General features: G+C 69.8%; 14 protein-coding genes. 3 read left to right on the top strand and 11 right to left on the bottom strand.

Features of this window, described 5'->3' with window-relative positions:
* Nucleotides 1-542 precede the first annotated feature (542 nt).
* The 3 genes from SAVERM_RS12790 to SAVERM_RS12800 form a co-directional block, all read right to left on the bottom strand.
* Entirely contained in the window at nucleotides 543-1,169 is a 627-nt protein-coding gene (locus SAVERM_RS12790; RefSeq protein ID WP_010983889.1) for a hypothetical protein, read from the bottom strand.
* Between the two features lie 69 nt (nucleotides 1,170-1,238).
* A complete protein-coding gene (locus tag SAVERM_RS12795; protein WP_010983890.1) occupies nucleotides 1,239-1,940 on the bottom strand; it encodes a ribonuclease HII in 702 nt (233 codons plus the stop codon).
* Between the two features lie 276 nt (nucleotides 1,941-2,216).
* Complete coding sequence (locus SAVERM_RS12800) at nucleotides 2,217-2,840, bottom strand: TetR/AcrR family transcriptional regulator (protein WP_010983891.1); 624 nt, start codon at nucleotides 2,838-2,840, stop codon at nucleotides 2,217-2,219.
* Between the two features lie 189 nt (nucleotides 2,841-3,029).
* On the opposite strand from SAVERM_RS12800, the gene SAVERM_RS12805 reads away from it, so the two are divergent.
* Nucleotides 3,030-4,589, top strand: a complete 1,560-nt coding sequence (locus SAVERM_RS12805; protein ID WP_010983892.1) for an MFS transporter — start codon at nucleotides 3,030-3,032, stop codon at nucleotides 4,587-4,589.
* 226 nt (nucleotides 4,590-4,815) lie between these two features.
* On the opposite strand, the gene SAVERM_RS12810 is transcribed toward SAVERM_RS12805, so the two are convergent.
* The 4 genes from SAVERM_RS12810 to SAVERM_RS12825 all read right to left on the bottom strand — a co-directional run bounded on the left by SAVERM_RS12810 (nucleotide 4,816) and on the right by SAVERM_RS12825 (nucleotide 9,349).
* Nucleotides 4,816-6,252: a DUF4153 domain-containing protein gene (locus SAVERM_RS12810; RefSeq protein WP_042492990.1), complete on the bottom strand. Its 1,437-nt coding sequence runs from the start codon at nucleotides 6,250-6,252 to the stop codon at nucleotides 4,816-4,818.
* Between the two features lie 720 nt (nucleotides 6,253-6,972).
* Nucleotides 6,973-7,878: an ADP-ribosylglycohydrolase family protein gene (locus tag SAVERM_RS12815; RefSeq protein ID WP_010983894.1), complete on the bottom strand. Its 906-nt coding sequence runs from the start codon at nucleotides 7,876-7,878 to the stop codon at nucleotides 6,973-6,975.
* 12 nt (nucleotides 7,879-7,890) lie between these two features.
* Nucleotides 7,891-8,550: a histidine phosphatase family protein gene (locus tag SAVERM_RS12820; RefSeq protein WP_010983895.1), complete on the bottom strand. Its 660-nt coding sequence runs from the start codon at nucleotides 8,548-8,550 to the stop codon at nucleotides 7,891-7,893.
* Between the two features lie 193 nt (nucleotides 8,551-8,743).
* Nucleotides 8,744-9,349 carry a YdbC family protein gene (locus tag SAVERM_RS12825; protein ID WP_010983896.1) on the bottom strand — a complete coding sequence of 202 codons (606 nt, stop codon included), beginning with the start codon at nucleotides 9,347-9,349 and terminating at the stop codon, nucleotides 8,744-8,746.
* 156 nt (nucleotides 9,350-9,505) lie between these two features.
* Between SAVERM_RS12825 and SAVERM_RS12830 the strand changes: the two genes are divergently transcribed.
* On the top strand, nucleotides 9,506-10,039 hold the full coding sequence (locus tag SAVERM_RS12830; protein ID WP_010983897.1) for a TerD family protein: 534 nt from the start codon (nucleotides 9,506-9,508) through the stop codon (nucleotides 10,037-10,039).
* A gap of 92 nt (nucleotides 10,040-10,131) precedes the next feature.
* On the opposite strand, the gene SAVERM_RS12835 is transcribed toward SAVERM_RS12830, so the two are convergent.
* Nucleotides 10,132-13,026, bottom strand: coding sequence for a vitamin B12-dependent ribonucleotide reductase (locus SAVERM_RS12835; protein WP_010983898.1), 2,895 nt, complete (start codon nucleotides 13,024-13,026; stop codon nucleotides 10,132-10,134).
* A gap of 149 nt (nucleotides 13,027-13,175) precedes the next feature.
* Nucleotides 13,176-13,739, bottom strand: a complete 564-nt coding sequence (gene nrdR, locus SAVERM_RS12840) for a transcriptional regulator NrdR (RefSeq protein ID WP_010983899.1) — start codon at nucleotides 13,737-13,739, stop codon at nucleotides 13,176-13,178.
* Between the two features lie 518 nt (nucleotides 13,740-14,257).
* On the opposite strand from nrdR, the gene lexA reads away from it, so the two are divergent.
* On the top strand, nucleotides 14,258-15,037 hold the full coding sequence (lexA, locus tag SAVERM_RS12845) for a transcriptional repressor LexA (protein WP_010983900.1): 780 nt from the start codon (nucleotides 14,258-14,260) through the stop codon (nucleotides 15,035-15,037).
* A gap of 162 nt (nucleotides 15,038-15,199) precedes the next feature.
* Here lexA and SAVERM_RS12850 read toward each other — a convergent pair whose 3' ends face one another.
* The gene (locus tag SAVERM_RS12850) at nucleotides 15,200-17,233 is read right to left on the bottom strand and encodes an ATP-dependent DNA helicase (protein ID WP_010983901.1); all 2,034 of its coding nucleotides are present in this window, start codon (nucleotides 17,231-17,233) and stop codon (nucleotides 15,200-15,202) included.
* Nucleotides 17,234-17,465: 232 nt separating this feature from the next.
* Entirely contained in the window at nucleotides 17,466-18,599 is a 1,134-nt protein-coding gene (locus SAVERM_RS45920) for a GNAT family N-acetyltransferase (protein ID WP_010983902.1), read from the bottom strand.
* Nucleotides 18,600-18,619: the final 20 nt, after the last annotated feature.

Genomic DNA, 18,619 nt, shown 5'->3' on the forward strand with positions numbered 1-18,619 from the left:
GCCGGGCCCCGGCGTACCACCAGGGGCGTACGACAGACCCCGCACCGCGAGTTGCGCAAGACAGCCACTCGCACCCAGGCGATGGGCACGGCAGCCTGCCGCACCAAAAGTGCGGCAGGCCTCACACACCACAAGTGAGGCAGCCTTACGCATTACGCGCCACGCATCACGCATCACGCATCACGCATCACGCATCACGCATCACGCATCACGCATCACGCATCACGCATCACGCATCACGCATCACGCATCACGCATCACGCGAAGGGTGCGGCAGCCTCACGCCACCGGCGACGCACGACAGCACGCCCGGAGACACCACTCGCACCGCGAGCCGGTGACACGCCTGCGAAAACGTACTGAGGGCACACCGGGGCAACCGCCGTGCAGGTGCCGCCGCAGCGGCACCCTCACCGCCCCGGCCACAGGTGTCCCGGCCGGGCCCCGTACCGCGGCACGAACCGGACGGACGGAGTCCGAGCGCGTCGAGACCTACGAGGCCTCAGCGCGATCGGACCGCACGGCGGCCGAGCCCGAGTCGCTCAGACCCCGGCGCCCAGCACCGAGTTGATCTGCTGCGGGTCGCCGCAGACGATCAGCAGGGCTCCGGCCCGGCCGAGCGCCAGCGGAAGCGCGGTGGCAGCGACGCCGGCAGGGCCGCCGTTGACCGCGACCACGACCACCGGCCGGGACGCGGCCCGGCCGACCGCGGAGGCGTCGGCGTAGAAGACGTCGTCGCCCGCGTCGTGCTGAGCCCAGTAGGCAGCCTCGCCGAAGGACAGCTCGTGCGCGGCCCACGGGTGCGGTTCGCCGGTGGTGACCACCAGCACCTCCCCCGGGGCACGGCCCGACTCCAGCAGCAGGTCGACGGCCTCCTCGGCAGCGTCCAGCGCGCCCTCGACCGAGGCCGGGATCAACTGGATCTGCGGGGTGGCAGGGGTAACGGCAGCCGCCGGAGCGGCCGGTCCGGGCGTGGCCACGGCCGGATCGCGTGGGGTGCGTTGGGCCGGCATCGGCCGGACGGGACCCGGACGGCCGGGCCGCGACGGAGCCGCGGGACGGGGGCCGGGTACGGGGCGGGGGGTCGGCGCGGTACGGCCACTGGCCGGAGTGGCGCGGGGACCCTGGGCACTCTCGTGAATCTGAGGCTCCTCGGGAATGAGAGGCATGAGCTGCTTTTTATCAAACGCCGGTGCGGATCGCGTCGGCGGGTGGCACATGAGTGCGAGCGGAAACAGTCAGAAATCGAAGCCGAGCTGGCCCTCGATTTCCGGAACGCTTCCGTCCGCCCAGCTGCGGACCTTCTTGAGGTGCCGCCACTGGGGCAGCGCATCAAGATACGCCCACGACAGCCGGTGGTACGGGGTGGGGCCCCGCTCCGCCAGCGCGGCCTTGTGCACCGGTGACGGATACCCGGCGTTGGCCGCAAAACCGAAGTCTGCATGTTCGATGCCCAGTTCGGCCATCATTTTGTCGCGCTGCACCTTGGCGATCACCGAGGCCGCCGCAACGGCCACGCAGGACTGGTCACCCTTGATCACCGTACGAACCTTCCAGGGCGACCCGAGATAGTCGTGCTTCCCGTCGAGAATGACCGCGTCGGGACGGACCGGCAAGGCCTCCAGGGCGCGTACGGCGGCGAGTCGCAGCGCGGCCGTCATCCCCAGGGCGTCGATCTCCTCGGGAGAGGCGTGCCCCAGAGCGTACGAGGTCACCCACTTCCGCAGCTCCTCGGCGAGCACAGTGCGTCGCTTGACGGTCAGCAGCTTGGAGTCGGTGAGGCCTTCGGGAGGCCGGCGCAGTCCGGTGATCGCCGCGCAGACGGTGACGGGCCCGGCCCACGCGCCGCGCCCCACCTCGTCGACACCGGCAATGACCTTCGCTCCGGTCGTTGCGCGGAGGGAGCGCTCGACGGTGTGAGTGGGTGGTTCGTACGGCATGGCGCCCTTAGCGTACGCCGCCGGGAACCCCCTGCGACACCCCGGTTCCCCTGGGCGACCTCAGGGCCTTCACCGACGGCGCCACAGATACCGGTCGAGCACCGCACAAGCACACGATCAGACACCCTCCAGCCGCACACCAGCCGGGCCCGGGACTCCCCATCGGGCGCCCTCCGGACTCGCATCCGCCATCTTCCGGACTCCCCATCGGCCACCTCTCGGCCGCGACATCGGACATCTCGCGGCCGCAGCGTCAGACACCTTCCGACCGCAGCGTCAGGCACCTTGCGGCCGCAGCAGCGGAACCATCAGCTGATCGACCAGCTCCTCGATGTCGCGTTCACTCCATTCGCTCGCGCACATCTTTGTGCGGTACATCATCATCGCCGGAATGGCGTCGAAGACGTACCCGTTCGCCGCATCGGAGCGCACCTCTCCCCGTTCGATTCCCCGGTTGATGATGGCACGCAACAGTTTGACGGTCGGCTCCACCACCCCTTCGAGGATCACCCCTCCGAAGCGATCGGCCTGACTCGAGTCGCATTCGTGAATCACCGAGCGCAGCGCGAGCCCAGGGCGCGAGAACATCGCCTCGCGCGCCTGTCGGCACAGCTGGAGCAGGTCCTCGCGCACGCACCCCAGATCGGGCACCTCGTCGAAGCGTGGCAGTCCTGCCTGGAGCGCGTCGACGACGAGGTCCTCCTTGGAGGGCCAGCGGCGATAGACCGCCGCCTTGCCCGTCTGGGCGCCGGCGGCGACACCCTCCATGGTGAGGCCGTTCCAGCCGACCGTGCTGAGCTGTTCGAGCGCGGCGTCGAGGATCGCGCGTTCGAGCACAGCACCGCGCCGGCGAAGGGAGGCCGTCTGAGCGGGGGCGGCCGTCCAGCGCGAAGTAACCATCTGCGTATCTCCGTCGAGCATGAGGAAGCGGTGATTCCGGGGGTGGGGATGCGCCACGCGGCATCAAGGGGATACACCACGCGGCGGTCGGCAGCTTCAGTGAACGCTTGCGTTCACTGTCGGGGACTCACTACCGTTGACGCGACAGTGAACGCGGGCGTTCACTAACGCACTTGTGGGGGACCCATAGTGACAACCTCTCAGTTAATCCATGATCAGAAGAAGCCGGGAGCAGCCCGCCGGGAGGGGCACCCCGGCATCGCACTCGCCGTCATCGCGGCCTGCCAACTCATGGTGGTACTCGATTCGACGATTGTGAACATCGCCCTTCCGCACATTCAAGACGCGCTCAAGTTCAGCACGACCGACCTGACCTGGGTGGTCAGCGCGTACACCCTCACCTTCGGCGGCCTGCTGCTGCTCGGCGGCCGGGCCGGTGACATCCTCGGGCGGCGCCGGGTCTTCATGACCGGCATCCTGTTGTTCACGCTCGCCTCGTTCCTCGGCGGTCTCGCGCAGGAACCCTGGCAACTGCTGGCCGCACGCGCCCTTCAGGGCGTCGGTGGCGCGATCGCGTCGCCGACCTCGCTGGCCCTCATCACCACCACGTTCCCCGAGGGCCCGGAGCGGAACCGCGCGTTCGGTGTCTTCGCCGCCGTCTCGGCCGGAGGCGGCGCGATCGGCCTGCTCGCCGGCGGAATGCTCACGGAGTGGCTCGACTGGCGCTGGGTGCTCTTCGTCAACGTGCCCATCGGGGTTCTGATCGCCGTGCTCGCGCCGATGTACATCAGCGAGTCCGAACGGCACCCCGGGCGCTTCGACATCGCGGGCGCGCTCACTTCGACGGCCGGCATGGCGTCCCTGGTGTACGGCTTCATCCGTGCGTCGGAGGAGGGCTGGCGGGACAGCCTGACGATCGGGTCCTTCGGTGCCGCCGTGGTGCTGCTGCTGGCCTTCGGCTTCGTCGAGATGCGGGCCAAGGAGCCGATCACCCCGCTGAAGATGTTCGCCGACCGCAACCGTTCGGGCACGTATGTGATCATGCTGAGCCTGGCCGCGGCGATGTTCGGCATGTTCTTCTTCATCGTGCTGTTCGTGCAGAACGTGCTGGACTACTCGCCGATCCAGGCGGGCCTGGCCTTCCTGCCCGTGACGGCGGCGATCGTGACCGGCGCGGGTCTGTCACAGCGGTTCCTGCCGGTGCTCGGCCCCAAGCCGTTCATGGTCACCGGTTCGTCGATCGTCGTGCTCGGGCTCGGCTGGCAGACCTTCATCAACCCCGACAGCTCGTACCTCGGCGGGGTGCTCGGCCCGATGCTGCTGTTCGGCTTCGGCATGGGCCTGAACTTCGTGACGCTCACGCTCACCGCGGTCTCGGGTGTCGCCGTGCACGAGGCGGGGGCGGCCTCCGGTCTGCTCAACGCCACCCAACAGGTGGGCGGTTCGCTCGGCCTCTCCATCCTGACCACGGTCTTCGGCTCGGCCAGTCGTGACGAGGCGGAGAAACAGTTGCCGAAGTTCCTGGCGGACGGCTCGGCCGAGCAGAAGGCGGAGTTCGCCAAGACGCATCAGCTGCCCGCTCCCTGGGGGAACGAAGTGCTGGCGCACGGCATCTCCACGGCGTTCATCCCGGCCGTCGCGATGGCCGTACTGGCCCTGGTCACGGCCGGATTGGTCATCCGGGTCCGCAAGAGCGACCTGGAGGCCCTCGCCGGTACGGCGGGCGCGGCGGGACCCGCCGGAGGCTGACCGGCCGTGGTTCTGTGCCGCTGATCGGCCGATCAGCGGCACAGAACCACGGAGGCCGGGCCACGTGGAGCTGAGCGGGGGCCGTCCGAAGCGATGGGCAAGGGCTGCCTGATCCTCACCGCCGCCGGCCTCGGCGCCCCTCTCGCCGTACTCACCGCTCGGGAGCCGGCAGGTGCCTCGGCAACCGCTCGGAGGCGGTCGGCGCCGATGACCGTGAGAGCGCGCGTCAGCGGTACATCAGGTCCGTATCGAAGCGGTCGCACACGCTCCAGTCCGCGTCCGGCGAGACCGGACGGTCGTCGAGGATCTGCCGGGCGCGCGCCTGCCCCCAGCTCGTCGCGTACCAGGGGCCGTCCTCACCCAGACCCCGTGCGATGGCGCGCAGCGCGCAGGAACGCAGCGGCTCCTTCAGCTCATCGAGGGCCGGTACGGCGTCGGCGGACAGGTCGCGCGCGTAGTCGAGGTCGAACTTGCCGGTCTCCTCGTACCTTTGGACGTTGCGCTCGGCGATCAGACCGTCCGGTGAGACGAACCCGAACACGAGCACCCCCGCGGCCGCACTCGCCGCGACGGCACGCGGCAGCCAGCGGGCTCCCCACACCCCGGCCGCCATGATGAGCACGATGACCAGGCCGAGCCACAGCTCGGCCGAAAGCACCGAGATCCTCAGTCGCGTGAGCCCATACGCCTCCACATACATGTCCATACGCCGCACAGCGGATGCCACGACAACGAGCGCGAGCGCGCACAGAGTTCCCAGCACACCACGTACGAGCGTCCGGTCGCGCGATCCGTCGCGCGGCGCCCAGCGCAGGGCCACGACGATGACGAGCAGCGTCAGCAGCGTGACCAGGAGCAGCTGCCAGAAGCCCTGGCGCGCGTACTCGGCGTACGTCTGGCCCGTCTTCTTCAGTACGGCGTCGTACCCGCCGAAGAGCACGGCGAGTTGTACCGCGTTGAAGACCGCGAAGAGCACGGCGAGCACGATCAGCGGCAGTGCCCACTCGACGCGGCCGCGCTCACGGCCCTCGGGTATCTCGGCCCGGTCCCAGCGTGCGGGAGCGGCGGCTGTGTGCGCTGCCGCGAGCGCCCAGACGACGCCCAGGACGAACAGCAGGACATGCCAGGGGCCGCCGGAGACGGAGGCGTCCGGCACGAGGTCGCCGAGCAGGTCGGCGAAGGCGGCGTCCGCGCCGGCGAACAGAGCCCCGAAGACCACCAGCAGCACCGCGGCCACTACGAGCGCACGCAGTACCGGTCCCACGCGCCCGTGCCCGCCGCCCGCACGCTCGCGCAGTCCGCGCCAGCCCCAGACGGCGCCGGTGAACACGGAGTTGAACACCCCGATCGGCCCGAGCAGCACAGCGGGCCACGTGCGACCCCCGTGCAGCGCGAGCGAGCCGAGCGCGACCGCGGTGACGACGGCCAGGAAGGACGGCCAGTCCGCGTCGCGCAGGGCGGGAACCGCCAGCAGCGCGAGGCCGCCCACTCCCCAGACGAGCGTCCACGCGCGCGTGCGTCGGCCCGCCGCCTGAGCGGCGAAGTGCGCGGCGAGGGCGGCCGGGATCGCGACGAACAGGAGGTTGACCGCCAGTCCGTCGCCGAGGAACAACATGCTCAGGACGCCGGTGGCGAACGCGGCCCAGAGGGTGGCCGTACGCACCGGAGCGGGCGGCCCCGCCTGAACGTCGGCGAGCCAGGGCGCGGGCGATGGCGACGGCGACGGCGGCGCCCAATCGTCGTCCTGGTCCGGTTCGGCGGAATCGTCGTCGGCCGAGGAGCCGCCCTCGTCGCCGGTGCGCTCGACCGTCGCGACACCTCCGGAAACGGAGCCCGAGCTCTTGTCGGCGCCAGCGGCGGCATCTCGGCTCGCACCCGCCCCGGAAGTCGCTTCCGCGCGGTCGCGCTTCTCACGGCCCTCGGAGCGCTCTGAGCGATCGGAGTGCTCAGACTGCTCGGAGCGGCTGGCACGCCCGGCACCGCGGGATGCTTCGGAACCTTCCGGCTGCGCATCCCTTGGCTCGGGCGTGGACGGTCTGTCGGACACGGGACCCCCTCCCAGCCGGCCTCACCGCAGCCCCAAGAAGACCGCGGGCGCGGCAGAGGGCTGGTGACCGGTATCTCGTCGGCACCCGCCCGTCATGATCATCAGGCGGCGTGGCGGAAAGGGTATCCAGACGCACCGCGGCCCAGACCGCGGCGATCACTCTGTGGCAAGGCTGTGACAGTGGCACCCGCCCTGCGCCACGCCCGGCCCCCGGCCCTCAGACCCGGCCCAGTGCCCGAACCCAGGGAACTCGCCCCACCACCACCACCAGCACCAGCACCAGCACCAGCACCAGCACCAGCACCAGCACCAGCACCAGCACCAGGGGATATGGCCCTACGCCACCCCCGGCACCCAGTCCGGCAGCTTCTCCGTACGTTCCACCCACTCCCCCGGCGGCGCCCCCGCCTTCCCCGCGGCGACCACCCCTCCGACGATGGCGCAGGTCGTGTCCACGTCACCGCCCACCCGGGCGGTCGTCCAGAAGGCCTGTTCGTAGTCGCTCAGCGCCCGCGCGGCCGACCAGAGCGCGAACGGCACGGTGTCGTGCGCCGTCGTGCGCCGCCCACAGCCCAGTACGGCCGCGACGGTCGCCGCGTCGCCGTAGTCGAGCATGTCCCGAGCCCGCCGCAGTCCCGCGCCGACGGCGCTCTTCGGCACGAGCGCGATCACTCCGTCGAGCAGCGCCTCGGCGCTGGGCGGACCCGTCGGATCGGCGGCCAGGGCGGCGGCCGCGGCGACGGCCATGGTGCCCACCACGGCTTCACGGTGCTGATGCGTGGGGTAGGCCGAGATCTCCGCCTGGTGGGTGGCCTGCTCCGGGTCGTCCGCGTACCAGGCTCCCAGCGGCGCGATACGGGCCGCCGCGCCACTGCCCCACGATCCGAGCCCCTTGAAGAGGGCGGAGGCGAGCTCCCGCCAGTCGCCACCCTCGCCGACCTGACGCAGCAGCCGGGCGACCGCGGGCCCGTAGCCCCGGTCGGGATCGAGGTGCTCGGCGAAGGAGCGGGCCAGCGCGTCCTGGTCGATGCGGTGGTGCGCGGCCAGAACTGCCACCACGGAGCAGGTCATCTCGGTGTCGTCCGTCCACCGCCAGGGACCCGGCGGCAGCTCGCGGCGCTTGAGCAGGGGGTAGTGCGCGGGCACGAAGAACTGCGAGCCGAGCGCGTCCCCCACCGCAAGTCCGCGCAGGCCTGACAGGGCGCGCTCCAGGCGCCCGTCGTATGAGGAGTCAGCGGTCATCGCCTTGCCACTCTATCCGGTGGCTCCGTACCGTTCCGGATCACGCCAGCGTTCGAACGGCCGGTCAAGTGAGTACTTGCCGTCGTTCCCGAGAACGAGCATCCGCATCTCCGCGTTCCCCGGGTTCGACAGCGATTCGAACTCCGCGACCGACCAATGGAACCAGCGCATGCAGAACAGCCGCATGGCCAGGCCGTGGGTCACGATGAGCACGTTCGGTGGATGGTCGGGCGCCTCGAAGCTCCGGAACAGACTCTCCAGGAAACCGCCGACCCGGTCGTACACGTCGGCGCCGGACTCGCCCTGCGCGAAGCGGTAGAAGAAATGTCCGTACGCGTCCCGGTACGCCTTCTGCAGGCGTACGTCGTCGCGGTCCTGCCAGTTGCCCCAGTCCTGCTCGCGCAGGCGGGGCTCCTCGCGGACGCGGACGAGGTCGGGGTCCAGGTGGAACGCGCGGAGCGTTTCGAGCGTACGCCGGTACGGGGATACGTAAACGCTTACGCCCTCCTGCCCGAAGAGCTCGCGCAGCTGTTTGCCTCTCTCCTCCGCCTGCCGCCATCCCACCTCGGTGAGCGGCAGTGCGTGATCGGGCTCGCGTTCGTAGACGGTGTCATCGGCATTGCCCGCTGACTCGCCGTGCCGGACAAGGACGATGCGCCGTGGTCGTGCCATGCCAAAACCCTAGATCGGGCGGCGCCGGATCGAGCACCCACATGGGCTCCATACGGCGTAGGTCACACGTACATGCCCGTTTGAATGCGATTCATCCCCTTTGAAGAGCGCCGTTCGCACCCCGGACAGGCCATCCGTTCGCGCCCTCCGAAGAGGCCATCGTCCACCCCTTCGAAGAGGGACCGTCCAGATATCAAACTATCCAGGCCGGTTCCAGATCGACGATGTCGCCCGCCAGGGCCGCGACGTCGGCCTCCGTCTGGGCCCTGAGCGCGAGTCGCTCCACCCGCTCGGCGCGGTACTTCCCGTGCTCGGCGGCCGACTGCCACATCGACAGGATCAGGAACTCGTGCCCCGGCGCCTCCCCGAACAGCCCGCGGGTCATCCCGGGCGAGCCCGCCATCGCGGGGTTCCAGACCTTCTCCTGCATGAGTGCGAAGTGCTCGGCCCGCTCCTCGTGGACCCGGCAATGCGCGACACGCACCAGGTCGGCGTCGGTGAAGCGGGGCTCGAAACCGGTCTTCACATCGAAACGGTGATCGAAGAGTTTGACTTGTGAATCCTTGAAGGTGCCCGACTGCGTGGCGGCGAGACGATCATGGGAGCGCGCCATGAAGGAGTCGTAGAAGGCACGGCTTTCCCAGAAGGCGAAGATGTGCGCGACACCGGGCCGTCCTCGGCTCCAGCCTCCGCCCTGCCCCCGGAAACCCGGCTCTCCGAGCAGCCCCGCCCACCTTCGCTGCCCCCGCTCGAAACCGCGGCGGTCCACCACGGTGCAGCGAATCCACTTGACCAGCACCGCGCCATCGTAAGGCCACGGAGCGTGGCACAGGTCACGCTCCGGCGGAGTGCACCCGAGCGAGCGCCCCCGCGCGCGTGGCACGATGGACAACTGACCTGGGCTGCACAGCAGTTCGGGCCGAGGGAGTACAGGGCGACGGGGAGGGGATCTCTGGTGAACGGTCTCAACAAAGGCATCCGCAAGGTCGAGCTCGCGGTGAAATGGGACCCCAGTCCGCCCGGCGATCCGGCCACCGATCTCGACATCGTCGCCGCGACCTTCCTGGCCGGCGACGCGTATGGGAAACCGGCCTACGTAGTGCACTTCGACAGCCGCTCCCCCGACGGCACGATCTACCTCAACCGGGACAGCAAGGACGGCAAGGGCTTCGGCTGGGACGAGGTCATGACGCTGGAGCTGAACCGGCTCGACAGCCGCTACGCGCGCGTGGTGGTCGGCGTCGTGATCCAGCAGCGCGACGCGCACCGGACGTTCGTCGGCGTCCTGAACCCCGGCCTGCGTATGCGCGAGGGCTACACCGTGCTGGCCGAGGACGACTTCGGCGGCGTCCTGGGGTCGACGGCGGCGACCGTCGGTGAGTTCGTACGCGACGACTCCGGTGAATGGACCTTCCACCCGGGCATCCACGGCTACGACTCGGACCCGGCGACCTTCGCGCGCGTCATGGGCGGCCGTCAGGACTCCTGACCGCGGCCCCGCGAGCGATCCGGCCCGCGAAGCACCCGCCAACGCCGAAGGGCGGCACGGCCCAAGGCCGTGCCGCCCTTCGGGGCTTCAGGTCAGCTGCAACCGCTGGTCGAGCCGCAACCCTCGCAGATGTAGCAGGAGCCGGCCCGCTGCATCTTGGTACCGCAGGAGAAGCACAGCGGGGCGTCCGCCTGGATGCCCAGCTGCATCTCCACCAGCTCGGCGCTGGTGTGGGCCTGCTTCGGGGCGGGCACCGCCGCCGCGACCTCGGCCTTGGGGGTGGCGACGGCCTTCAGCTCCTGCGCACGGGGCGCGGACTGGGCCAGGCCCTCGACGTCCATGTCGACATCGTCGGACGGCTCGTAGGAACCCGTCTCCAGGTGACGCTGGCGCTCCTCGGCGGAGTGGATGCCGAGCGCGGACCGCGTCTCGAAGGGCAGGAAGTCGAGCGCCAGACGACGGAAGATGTAGTCGACGATCGACTGCGCCATCCGGACGTCCGGGTCGTCCGTCATACCGGCCGGCTCGAAGCGCATGTTCGTGAACTTCGAGACGTACGTCTCCAGCGGCACGCCGTACTGCAGACCCACCGAGACGGCGATCGAGAAGGCGTCCATCATGCCCGCGAGGGTGGAGCCCTGCTTCGACATCTTCAGGAAGACCTCGCCGAGACCGTCGTCCGGGTAGGAGTTGGCGGTCATGTAGCCCTCGGCGCCACCGACCGTGAAGGACGTCGTGATCCCGGGACGGCCCTTGGGCAGGCGCTTGCGGACCGGGCGGTACTCGACGACCTTCTCGACGGCCTCACGGATCGTCGCCTCGGTCTTCGCGGTCACCTCGGCCTTCTCGGTCTCCTTCTTCTTCGCGGAGAGCGGTTGGCCGACCTTGCAGTTGTCGCGGTAGATCGCGAGCGCCTTGACGCCCATCTTCCAGGCCTCGAAGTAGACCTCTTCGACGTCCTCGACGGTCGCCGTCTCCGGCAGGTTGACCGTCTTGGAGAGCGCGCCGGAGATCCAGGGCTGAATCGCGGCCATCATGCGGACGTGGCCCATCGCGGAGATGGAGCGCTCGCCCATGGCGCAGTCGAAGACCTCGTAGTGCTCGTGCTTGAGACCCGGGGCGTCGATCACATTGCCGTTCTCGGCGATGTGGGCGACGATCGCCTCGATCTGCTCCTCCTGGTAGCCCAGGCGGCGCAGGGCCTGCGGGACGGTGCCGTTGACGATCTGCATCGAACCGCCGCCGACCAGCTTCTTGAACTTGACCAGCGCGAGGTCGGGCTCAAGACCGGTGGTGTCGCAGGACATCGCGAGACCGATGGTTCCGGTGGGCGCGATGACCGAGGCCTGCGCGTTGCGGAAGCCGTTCTTCTCGCCGAGGTGCAGCACGTCCTGCCAGGCCTCCGTGGCGGCGGCCCAGATCGGCGTGTCCAGGTCGTCCACGCGGACGGCCACGCCGTTGGCGTCGGAGTGCTGCTTCATGACGCGCTGGTGCGGCTGCGCGTTACGGGCGTATCCGTCGTACGGGCCGACGACCGCGGCGAGCTCGGCGGAGCGCTTGTACGAGGTGCCGGTCATCAGCGAGGTGATGGCACCGGCGAGGGCGCGGCCGCCGTCGGAGTCGTACGCGTGGCCGGTCGCCATCAGCAGGGCGCCCAGGTTGGCGTAACCGATGCCCAGCTGACGGAAGGCGCGGGTGTTCTCGCCGATCTTCTGGGTCGGGAAGTCCGCGAAGCAGATGGAGATGTCCATCGCGGTGATGACCAGCTCGACGACCTTGGCGAAGCGCTCGACCTCGAAGGACTGGCGGCCCTTGCCGTCGTCCTTCAGGAACTTCATCAGGTTCAGCGAGGCGAGGTTGCAGGACGTGTTGTCCAGGTGCATGTACTCGCTGCACGGGTTCGAGCCGTTGATACGGCCGGACTCCGGGCACGTGTGCCAGTGGTTGATCGTGTCGTCGTACTGGATGCCCGGGTCGGCGCAGGCCCAGGCGGCCTCGGCCATCTTGCGGAAGAGCGACTTGGCGTCGACCTCCTCGATGACCTCGCCGGTCATGCGGGACGTCAGACCGAACTTGCCGCCCTCCTCGACCGCCTTCATGAACGTGTCGTTCACGCGGACCGAGTTGTTGGCGTTCTGGTACTGGACGGACGTGATGTCGTCGCCGCCCAGGTCCATGTCGAAGCCCGCGTCACGCAGGGCGCGGATCTTCTCCTCCTCCTTGACCTTGGTCTCGATGAAGTCCTCGATGTCGGGGTGGTCGACGTCGAGGATGACCATCTTGGCCGCGCGGCGCGTGGCGCCGCCCGACTTGATCGTTCCTGCGGAGGCGTCGGCACCGCGCATGAAGGAGACGGGACCCGAGGCGTTGCCACCCGAGGAGAGGAGCTCCTTGGAGGAGCGGATACGGGAGAGGTTCAGGCCGGCGCCGGAGCCGCCCTTGAAGATCATGCCCTCTTCCTTGTACCAGTCGAGGATCGACTCCATGGAGTCGTCGACCGCCAGGATGAAGCAGGCGGAGACCTGCTGGGGCTGCGGAGTCCCGACGTTGAACCAGACGGGGCTGTTGAAGCTGAAGATCTGGTGCAGGAGGGCGTACGCCAGCTCGTGCTCGAAGATCTCGGCGTCGGCGGGCGAGGCGAAGTACTTGTAGTCCTCGCCGGCCTTCCGGTACGTCTTCACGATGCGGTCGATGAGCTGCCTGAGGCTCACTTCGCGCTGCGGGGTGCCGACGGCACCGCGGAAGTACTTGCTGGTGACGATGTTGACCGCGTTCACCGACCAGAAGTCGGGGAACTCGACGCCACGCTGCTCGAAGTTGACCGAGCCGTCGCGCCAGTTGGTCATGACGACGTCACGGCGCGCCCACTCGACCTCGTCGTACGGGTGCACGCCCGGAGTCGTGTGGATGCGCTCGATGCGCAGCCCCTTGGCCTTGGTGCCCTTGGCGCGGGAACCTCGTGCCGGACCGCTCGCCGTCTCTGTCATGCCGCCTCCCTGTACCGGGCTAAAACGCCCTGAAGTGCCTCGTTCTTCCCGTGGCACGGTGTGTGTCTGCTTGTCGCGCACGCCGTTCGCGGCTGCGCGCAACGGGTCTGTGGTCGCCTCCGATCAGACCGGCCCGGCCGGCCTGCCCGTCAGTCGGCGACGGTGGCGGGAACGGGGACTTCGACAGTCCCTCCGGACCCGCGGTCGGTTCCCTGGCGCTCGGCGCCAGCGTCTTCGTGGTCCTCGTCGTCCACGGCGGGGCGCTCCCGCTGCTCTTCCCTGAGTTCCGCGATCGCGGCCTCGAAGTCCTCCAGCGAGTCGAACGCCCGGTAGACGGACGCGAACCGCAGATAGGCGACGAGGTCGAGCTCCCGCAAGGGGCCGAGTATGGCCAGCCCCACGTCATGGGTGGTCAGCTCGGCGCTTCCGGTGGCGCGCACCGCCTCCTCGACCCGCTGGCCGAGCTGGGCGAGTGCGTCCTCGGTGACAGGCCGCCCCTGACATGCCTTGCGCACGCCGTTGATGACCTTGGTGCGGCTGAAGGGCTCGGTGACTCCGGACCGCTTCACCACCATCAGCGAGCACGTCTCCACGGTCGTGAAACGACGGGAGCAGTCGGGGCACTGGCGGCGCCTGCGGATCGACGTGCCGTCATCGGTCGTACGACTGTCGACGACGCGGCTGTCCGGGTGCCTGCAGAAGGGGCAGTGCATGGCTCCAACCCTCCTTCACAGCACGACTCATAGACCTCGTGAGGCCTCACGGGCCCCTCGAAGCAGCCCCAAGCATAGGCGATGGCCGGACCTTCGGAAGACCGGGGGACCACAACTTGTGGGCTGCCGCCGCAATGCAACCACTAGATGTGGGGCCTGACTCGTAAATCCACCCACGACGCGCGTGTCGTGCGCGTATGGGCATGTGCCGCACGGCCATACCGCTCCAGCAGGCACGGAGATACGGTGGGCGGTGTGGGGAAAGGGGGTCGGTTCCCCCTTGACAGGGTGCGCGATGGCAGACTGGGCGCCGACCCGCGTCGGCCCACAAGGCCCTCACTTCGGCGCTGAAGAGTACAGCAATAGGCACTTTTGTCCGCCGGATGCGACATCAGCCATACACGCAGACGCTTGATCACGTCAGGCAATCCGCGTTTTTTCACTCGAACGTGTGTTTGGCGCAACCTTTCGAAAGCAACTACCGTTGTCCAGCAGGGAGACCATCGAGAGGGGCCGACGTGACCACCACCGCAGACAGTGCCACCATCACTGCCCAGGACCGCTCCCAGGGCCGACTCGAGCCGGTGCATGCGATGAACGAAGCCACAAGCCACGAGGGACCCAAGCGCTCCCTGCCAGGCCGACCTCCAGGCATTCGCGCCGACAGCTCGGGACTGACCGACCGGCAGCGCCGGGTGATCGAGGTCATCAGGGACTCGGTGCAGCGGCGCGGCTACCCGCCGTCGATGCGGGAGATCGGCCAGGCGGTCGGGCTCTCCAGCACCTCTTCGGTCGCACACCAGCTCATGGCACTGGAACGCAAGGGCTTCCTGCGCCGCGACCCGCACCGCCCGCGCGCATACGAGGTGCGTGGATCGGACCAGTCGTCCTCCGTGCAGCCCACGGACACGGCGGGCAAGCCGGCCGCGTCGTACGTGCCCCTCGTCGGCCGCATCGCCGCCGGTGGGCCCATCCTCGCCGAGGAGTCGGTCGAGGATGTCTTCCCGCTCCCGAGGCAGCTGGTCGGCGACGGTGAGCTGTTCGTCCTGAAGGTCGTCGGCGACTCCATGATCGAGGCCGCCATCTGCGACGGGGACTGGGTGACGGTCCGCCGCCAGCCCGTCGCCGAGAACGGCGACATCGTGGCCGCGATGCTGGACGGCGAGGCCACGGTGAAGCGCTTCAAGCGCGAGGACGGCCATGTGTGGCTGCTCCCGCACAACTCCGCGTACCAGCCGATCCCCGGTGACGAGGCGACGATCCTCGGCAAGGTGGTGGCGGTGCTGCGGCGGGTGTGACCCCCGCAGTCGGCGGCACACCACGCCCCTGACCGGGCCCCGGGACCACCTGCGCCGGTTCCGGGGCCCTGTGCCGTCCGGACCCCGGTCCAGGAGTCCGCGGCGCCGCGATCAGCCTGTCCCGCGGCCGAGGCCGTTGGGGGCAGGCTGATCGTCTTCCGGCTAGGCGCCTTCCGACTCCTTGGCCGCCTCTTCCGTTACTTCCGCCACTTCTGTCACTTCCGTCACTTCCGTCTTCTTCGCCGCCTCGTCGATCGCGGTCAGTGATCTGCGGACCTGGTTACGGTCGGTGGTGTACCAGAAGTCGGGCAGTGACGCCTTCAGATAGCTCCCGTAGCGAGCCGTCGCGAGCCGCTGGTCCAGTACGGCGACGACGCCGCGGTCCCCCGAGGCCCGCACCAGGCGGCCCGCGCCCTGGGCCATGAGCAGGGCCGCGTGTGTGGCGGCGACGGCCATGAAGCCGTTGCCCCCGGCGTCCTCCACGGCCTTCTGGCGGGCGCTCATCAGCGGGTCGTCGGGGCGCGGGAAGGGGATCTTGTCCATGACGACCAGCTGGCAGCTGGGCCCCGGGACGTCGACTCCCTGCCAGAGCGAGAGCGTGCCGAAGAGGCACGTCTCGGGGTCGGCCGCGAAGTTCTTGATCAGCTCGCCGAGCGTCTCCTCACCCTGGAGAAGGATCGGGAACTCGGGGATCCGGGAGCGCAGCTCCTCCGCGGCGAGCTGGGCCGCCCGCATCGAGGAGAACAGACCCAGCGTGCGGCCACCGGCTGCCTGGATCAGCTCCGTGAGCTCGTCCAGCATGTCCGCCCGGTCGCCGTCGCGCGCGGGGCGCGACAGATGCTTGGCGACGTACAGGATCCCCTGCTTCGGGTAGTCGAAGGGGGAGCCGACGTCGACGCCCTTCCACTGCGGAAGGTCGTCGCCCTGCGTGCCCTCGGGGGCGAGTCCCAGAGATGCCCCCACCCCGTTGAAGTCGCCGCCCAGCTTCAGCGTCGCGGACGTCAGGACGACCGAACGGTCCGCGAAAAGCTTCTCCCTCAGGAGCCCGGACACCGACATGGGGGCGACCCGCAGGGACGCGCCGAAGCGGTCGTGGCGCTCGTACCAGACGACGTCCCACTCGGAGCCGTTGGTGATCCGCTCCGCGACGTCGTGCACGCTCTCCACCGAAGCCAGCGCCTGCTTGCGCACCGCGTCCTCGTCCTGCACGGACTTGTCGCGGGTGGCGCCGATCGCCGAGATCACCGTACGGGCGGCGTCGCGCAGTGCCATCAGGGCGTACCCGAGGTCCTCGGGGATCTCCTCCAGGCGTCCGGGCAGGGCCAGCTCCATCAGCCGCTCGAAGCCCTCGGCGGCGGTCTGGAGCTGGTCGGCGGCCTTCTCGTTGACGAGCTTGGCGGCGCGCCGCACCGCGCGGTTGACCTGGCCGGGTGTGAGCTCGCCGGTCGCGACACCGGTCACGCGGGAGACCAGCTCGTGGGCCTCGTCGACGATCAGCACCTCGTGCTGCGGGAGGACCGGCGCGCCCTCGATGGCGTCGATCGCGAGCAGCGCGTGGTTGGTGACCACGACCTCGGCGAGCTTGGCGCGCTCGCGGGACATCTCGGCGAAGCACTCGGCGCCGTACGCGCACTTCGTCGCGCCCAGACACTCCCGGGAGGACACGGACACCTGGGCCCAGGCGCGGTCGGACACCCCTGGCGTCAGGTCGTCGCGGTCGCCGGTCTCGGTCTCGTCCGACCAGTCGCGCAGCCGCAGCAGGTCCTGCCCCAGCTTGCTGGTGGGCGCGGCCGCCTCGAACTGGTCGAAGAGACCCTCCTCCTCGTCCTGCGGCACGCCCTCGTGGAGTCGGTGCAGACACAGGTAGTTCGACCGGCCCTTGAGCATGGCGAACTCCGGGCGGCGGCGCAGCAGCGGATGCAGCGCGTCGACGGTGCGGGGCAGGTCCCGCTCCACGAGCTGCCGCTGGAGCGCCAGGGTGGCGGTCGCCACGATGACGCGCTCCCCGTGCGCGAGCGCCGGCACCAGGTAGCCGAGCGACTTTCCGGTGCCGGTGCCGGCCTGGACCAGCAGATGGGAGCTGTCGTCGATCGCCTCCGCGACAGCTTCGGCCATGGTCACCTGGCCAGGGCGCTCCGTGCCGCCTACGGCAGTGACGGCAGCATGCAGGAGTTCGGGGAGTGAGGGCTTTGTCATAGCGCGACCACCCTACGGGGCGGCACTGACAACCGGGTGCCCAAGGCCGGAGCGCGGGACGCGATCAAGGGCCGTGAAGGGGGTGGGAGGCGGTACTGCGCACGGCCGCGTACGGGCCTCGGAGCGGTCGCGCCGGCGATCAAGGAAGCGATCACGGCGGCGGGCGGATTCGGCACGGGGCTCCTCGGCTCGGAACCGGAACAGGGCGCGCGGTGTACTGAGACGGATCGCGCTACAGGAGATCGCGCAGGGGCCGGTCCCGGACCATGAGGGCCGCTCGTTTGTCGGGCAGGTCGACCTCGGCGGAGAACCGGAAGCCCGCGCCCAGGAAGGCGGACACGGAGGAGGTGTTGCGCAGATCGGGTTCAGCGACCACACGTGCGCAGGAAGGACGCCGGTCGAGTACGAGGTCGGCGACGGCTCGCAGCAGTGTGGACCCGAGGCCGCGCCCGCGGTCGGCGACACCGCCGATGAGGAGGTGAATTCCGGTGTCGTGGGGGCGGGCCGGATAGTGACGGGCCAAGGAGTCGAGGTCCGCGCGGTAGATCTCCCAGTAGCTCATCGGTGTGCCCTCCAGTACGCCGAGGCAGGGGACGCTGCGCCCGTCACCGCCCAACTGGGCGCGCAGATGCTGCTCGGTCACCGACTCGTCGCCCGCCAGCTTCCAGAAGGCGGCGACAGCGGGGTCGTTCATCCAGCGCCCGAGGAGCGGAAGGTCGCGTTCCGGGCGGACGGGGGCGAGCTGGAAGGTGCCCGCGGGGGTGACGGTGGGGCCCCAGTCCTCGACGCGGCCGAGCAGGTCGTCAGCGGCCCGGGTGACGGAGACGGCTTGCCTGCCGGCGAGGGCCTTGGTGTCGCCGAGGGAAGGCGGGGCGGGTGCGGGTGCGGTGGCGAACGTGACCGACGGGGCAGACGTGACCGACGGGGCGGAGGGGACCCTAGAGGCGGAGGGGACCGTAGAGGCGGCAGCGAACGGGGCCGCCGGATCAACGGCGTCGGAGCAACCGTCCGAATCCGCCGAAGCAGCCGTGGCGCCGGCGCGGGCCGGGACGGAGGGAGCGGCCGTCGCCGTGCCCTGCGCCTCGGGCCCCGCGTCCTTACGCCCCGCTGGCTCTTCCGCGCCTCCTACCGCATCTTCCTCGCCGCCCGCTGTCCCTTCCTCGCCTCGTACTGCACCATCCCCGCCGCCCGCAGCCTCTTCGCCGCCCGCCGCCTCTTCCGCGGCGAAGAGCGCGACGAGTTCGTCGGGCAGCCGCAGTTCCAGCGTGTCCTCGCTGTCGGCGGCTGAGCGGGCTGAGACGGCGATACGGGCGGGGTCCGCAGAGGTAGCGGGCTCGGCGTCGGTGCTCGCATCGGTGGGAGGCACGGCGACGCTCCTCTCAGAAG

It is taken from the genome of Streptomyces avermitilis MA-4680 = NBRC 14893, from assembly GCF_000009765.2.
GTDB lineage: Bacteria > Actinomycetota > Actinomycetes > Streptomycetales > Streptomycetaceae > Streptomyces > Streptomyces avermitilis.

Bases quoted from the DNA above. Each gene is read 5' to 3' on its own strand.
- SAVERM_RS12800 (WP_010983891.1), bottom strand. From the start codon at position 2,840: ATGGTTACTTCGCGCTGGACGGCCGCCCCCGCTCAGACGGCCTCCCTT.
- SAVERM_RS12790 (WP_010983889.1), bottom strand. From the start codon at position 1,169: ATGCCTCTCATTCCCGAGGAGCCTCAGATTCACGAGAGTGCCCAGGGT.
- SAVERM_RS12815 (WP_010983894.1), bottom strand. From the start codon at position 7,878: ATGACCGCTGACTCCTCATACGACGGGCGCCTGGAGCGCGCCCTGTCA.
- SAVERM_RS12795 (WP_010983890.1), bottom strand. From the start codon at position 1,940: ATGCCGTACGAACCACCCACTCACACCGTCGAGCGCTCCCTCCGCGCA.
- SAVERM_RS12820 (WP_010983895.1), bottom strand. From the start codon at position 8,550: ATGGCACGACCACGGCGCATCGTCCTTGTCCGGCACGGCGAGTCAGCG.
- SAVERM_RS12835 (WP_010983898.1), bottom strand. From the start codon at position 13,026: ATGACAGAGACGGCGAGCGGTCCGGCACGAGGTTCCCGCGCCAAGGGC.
- SAVERM_RS12850 (WP_010983901.1), bottom strand. From the start codon at position 17,233: ATGACAAAGCCCTCACTCCCCGAACTCCTGCATGCTGCCGTCACTGCC.
- nrdR (WP_010983899.1), bottom strand. From the start codon at position 13,739: ATGCACTGCCCCTTCTGCAGGCACCCGGACAGCCGCGTCGTCGACAGT.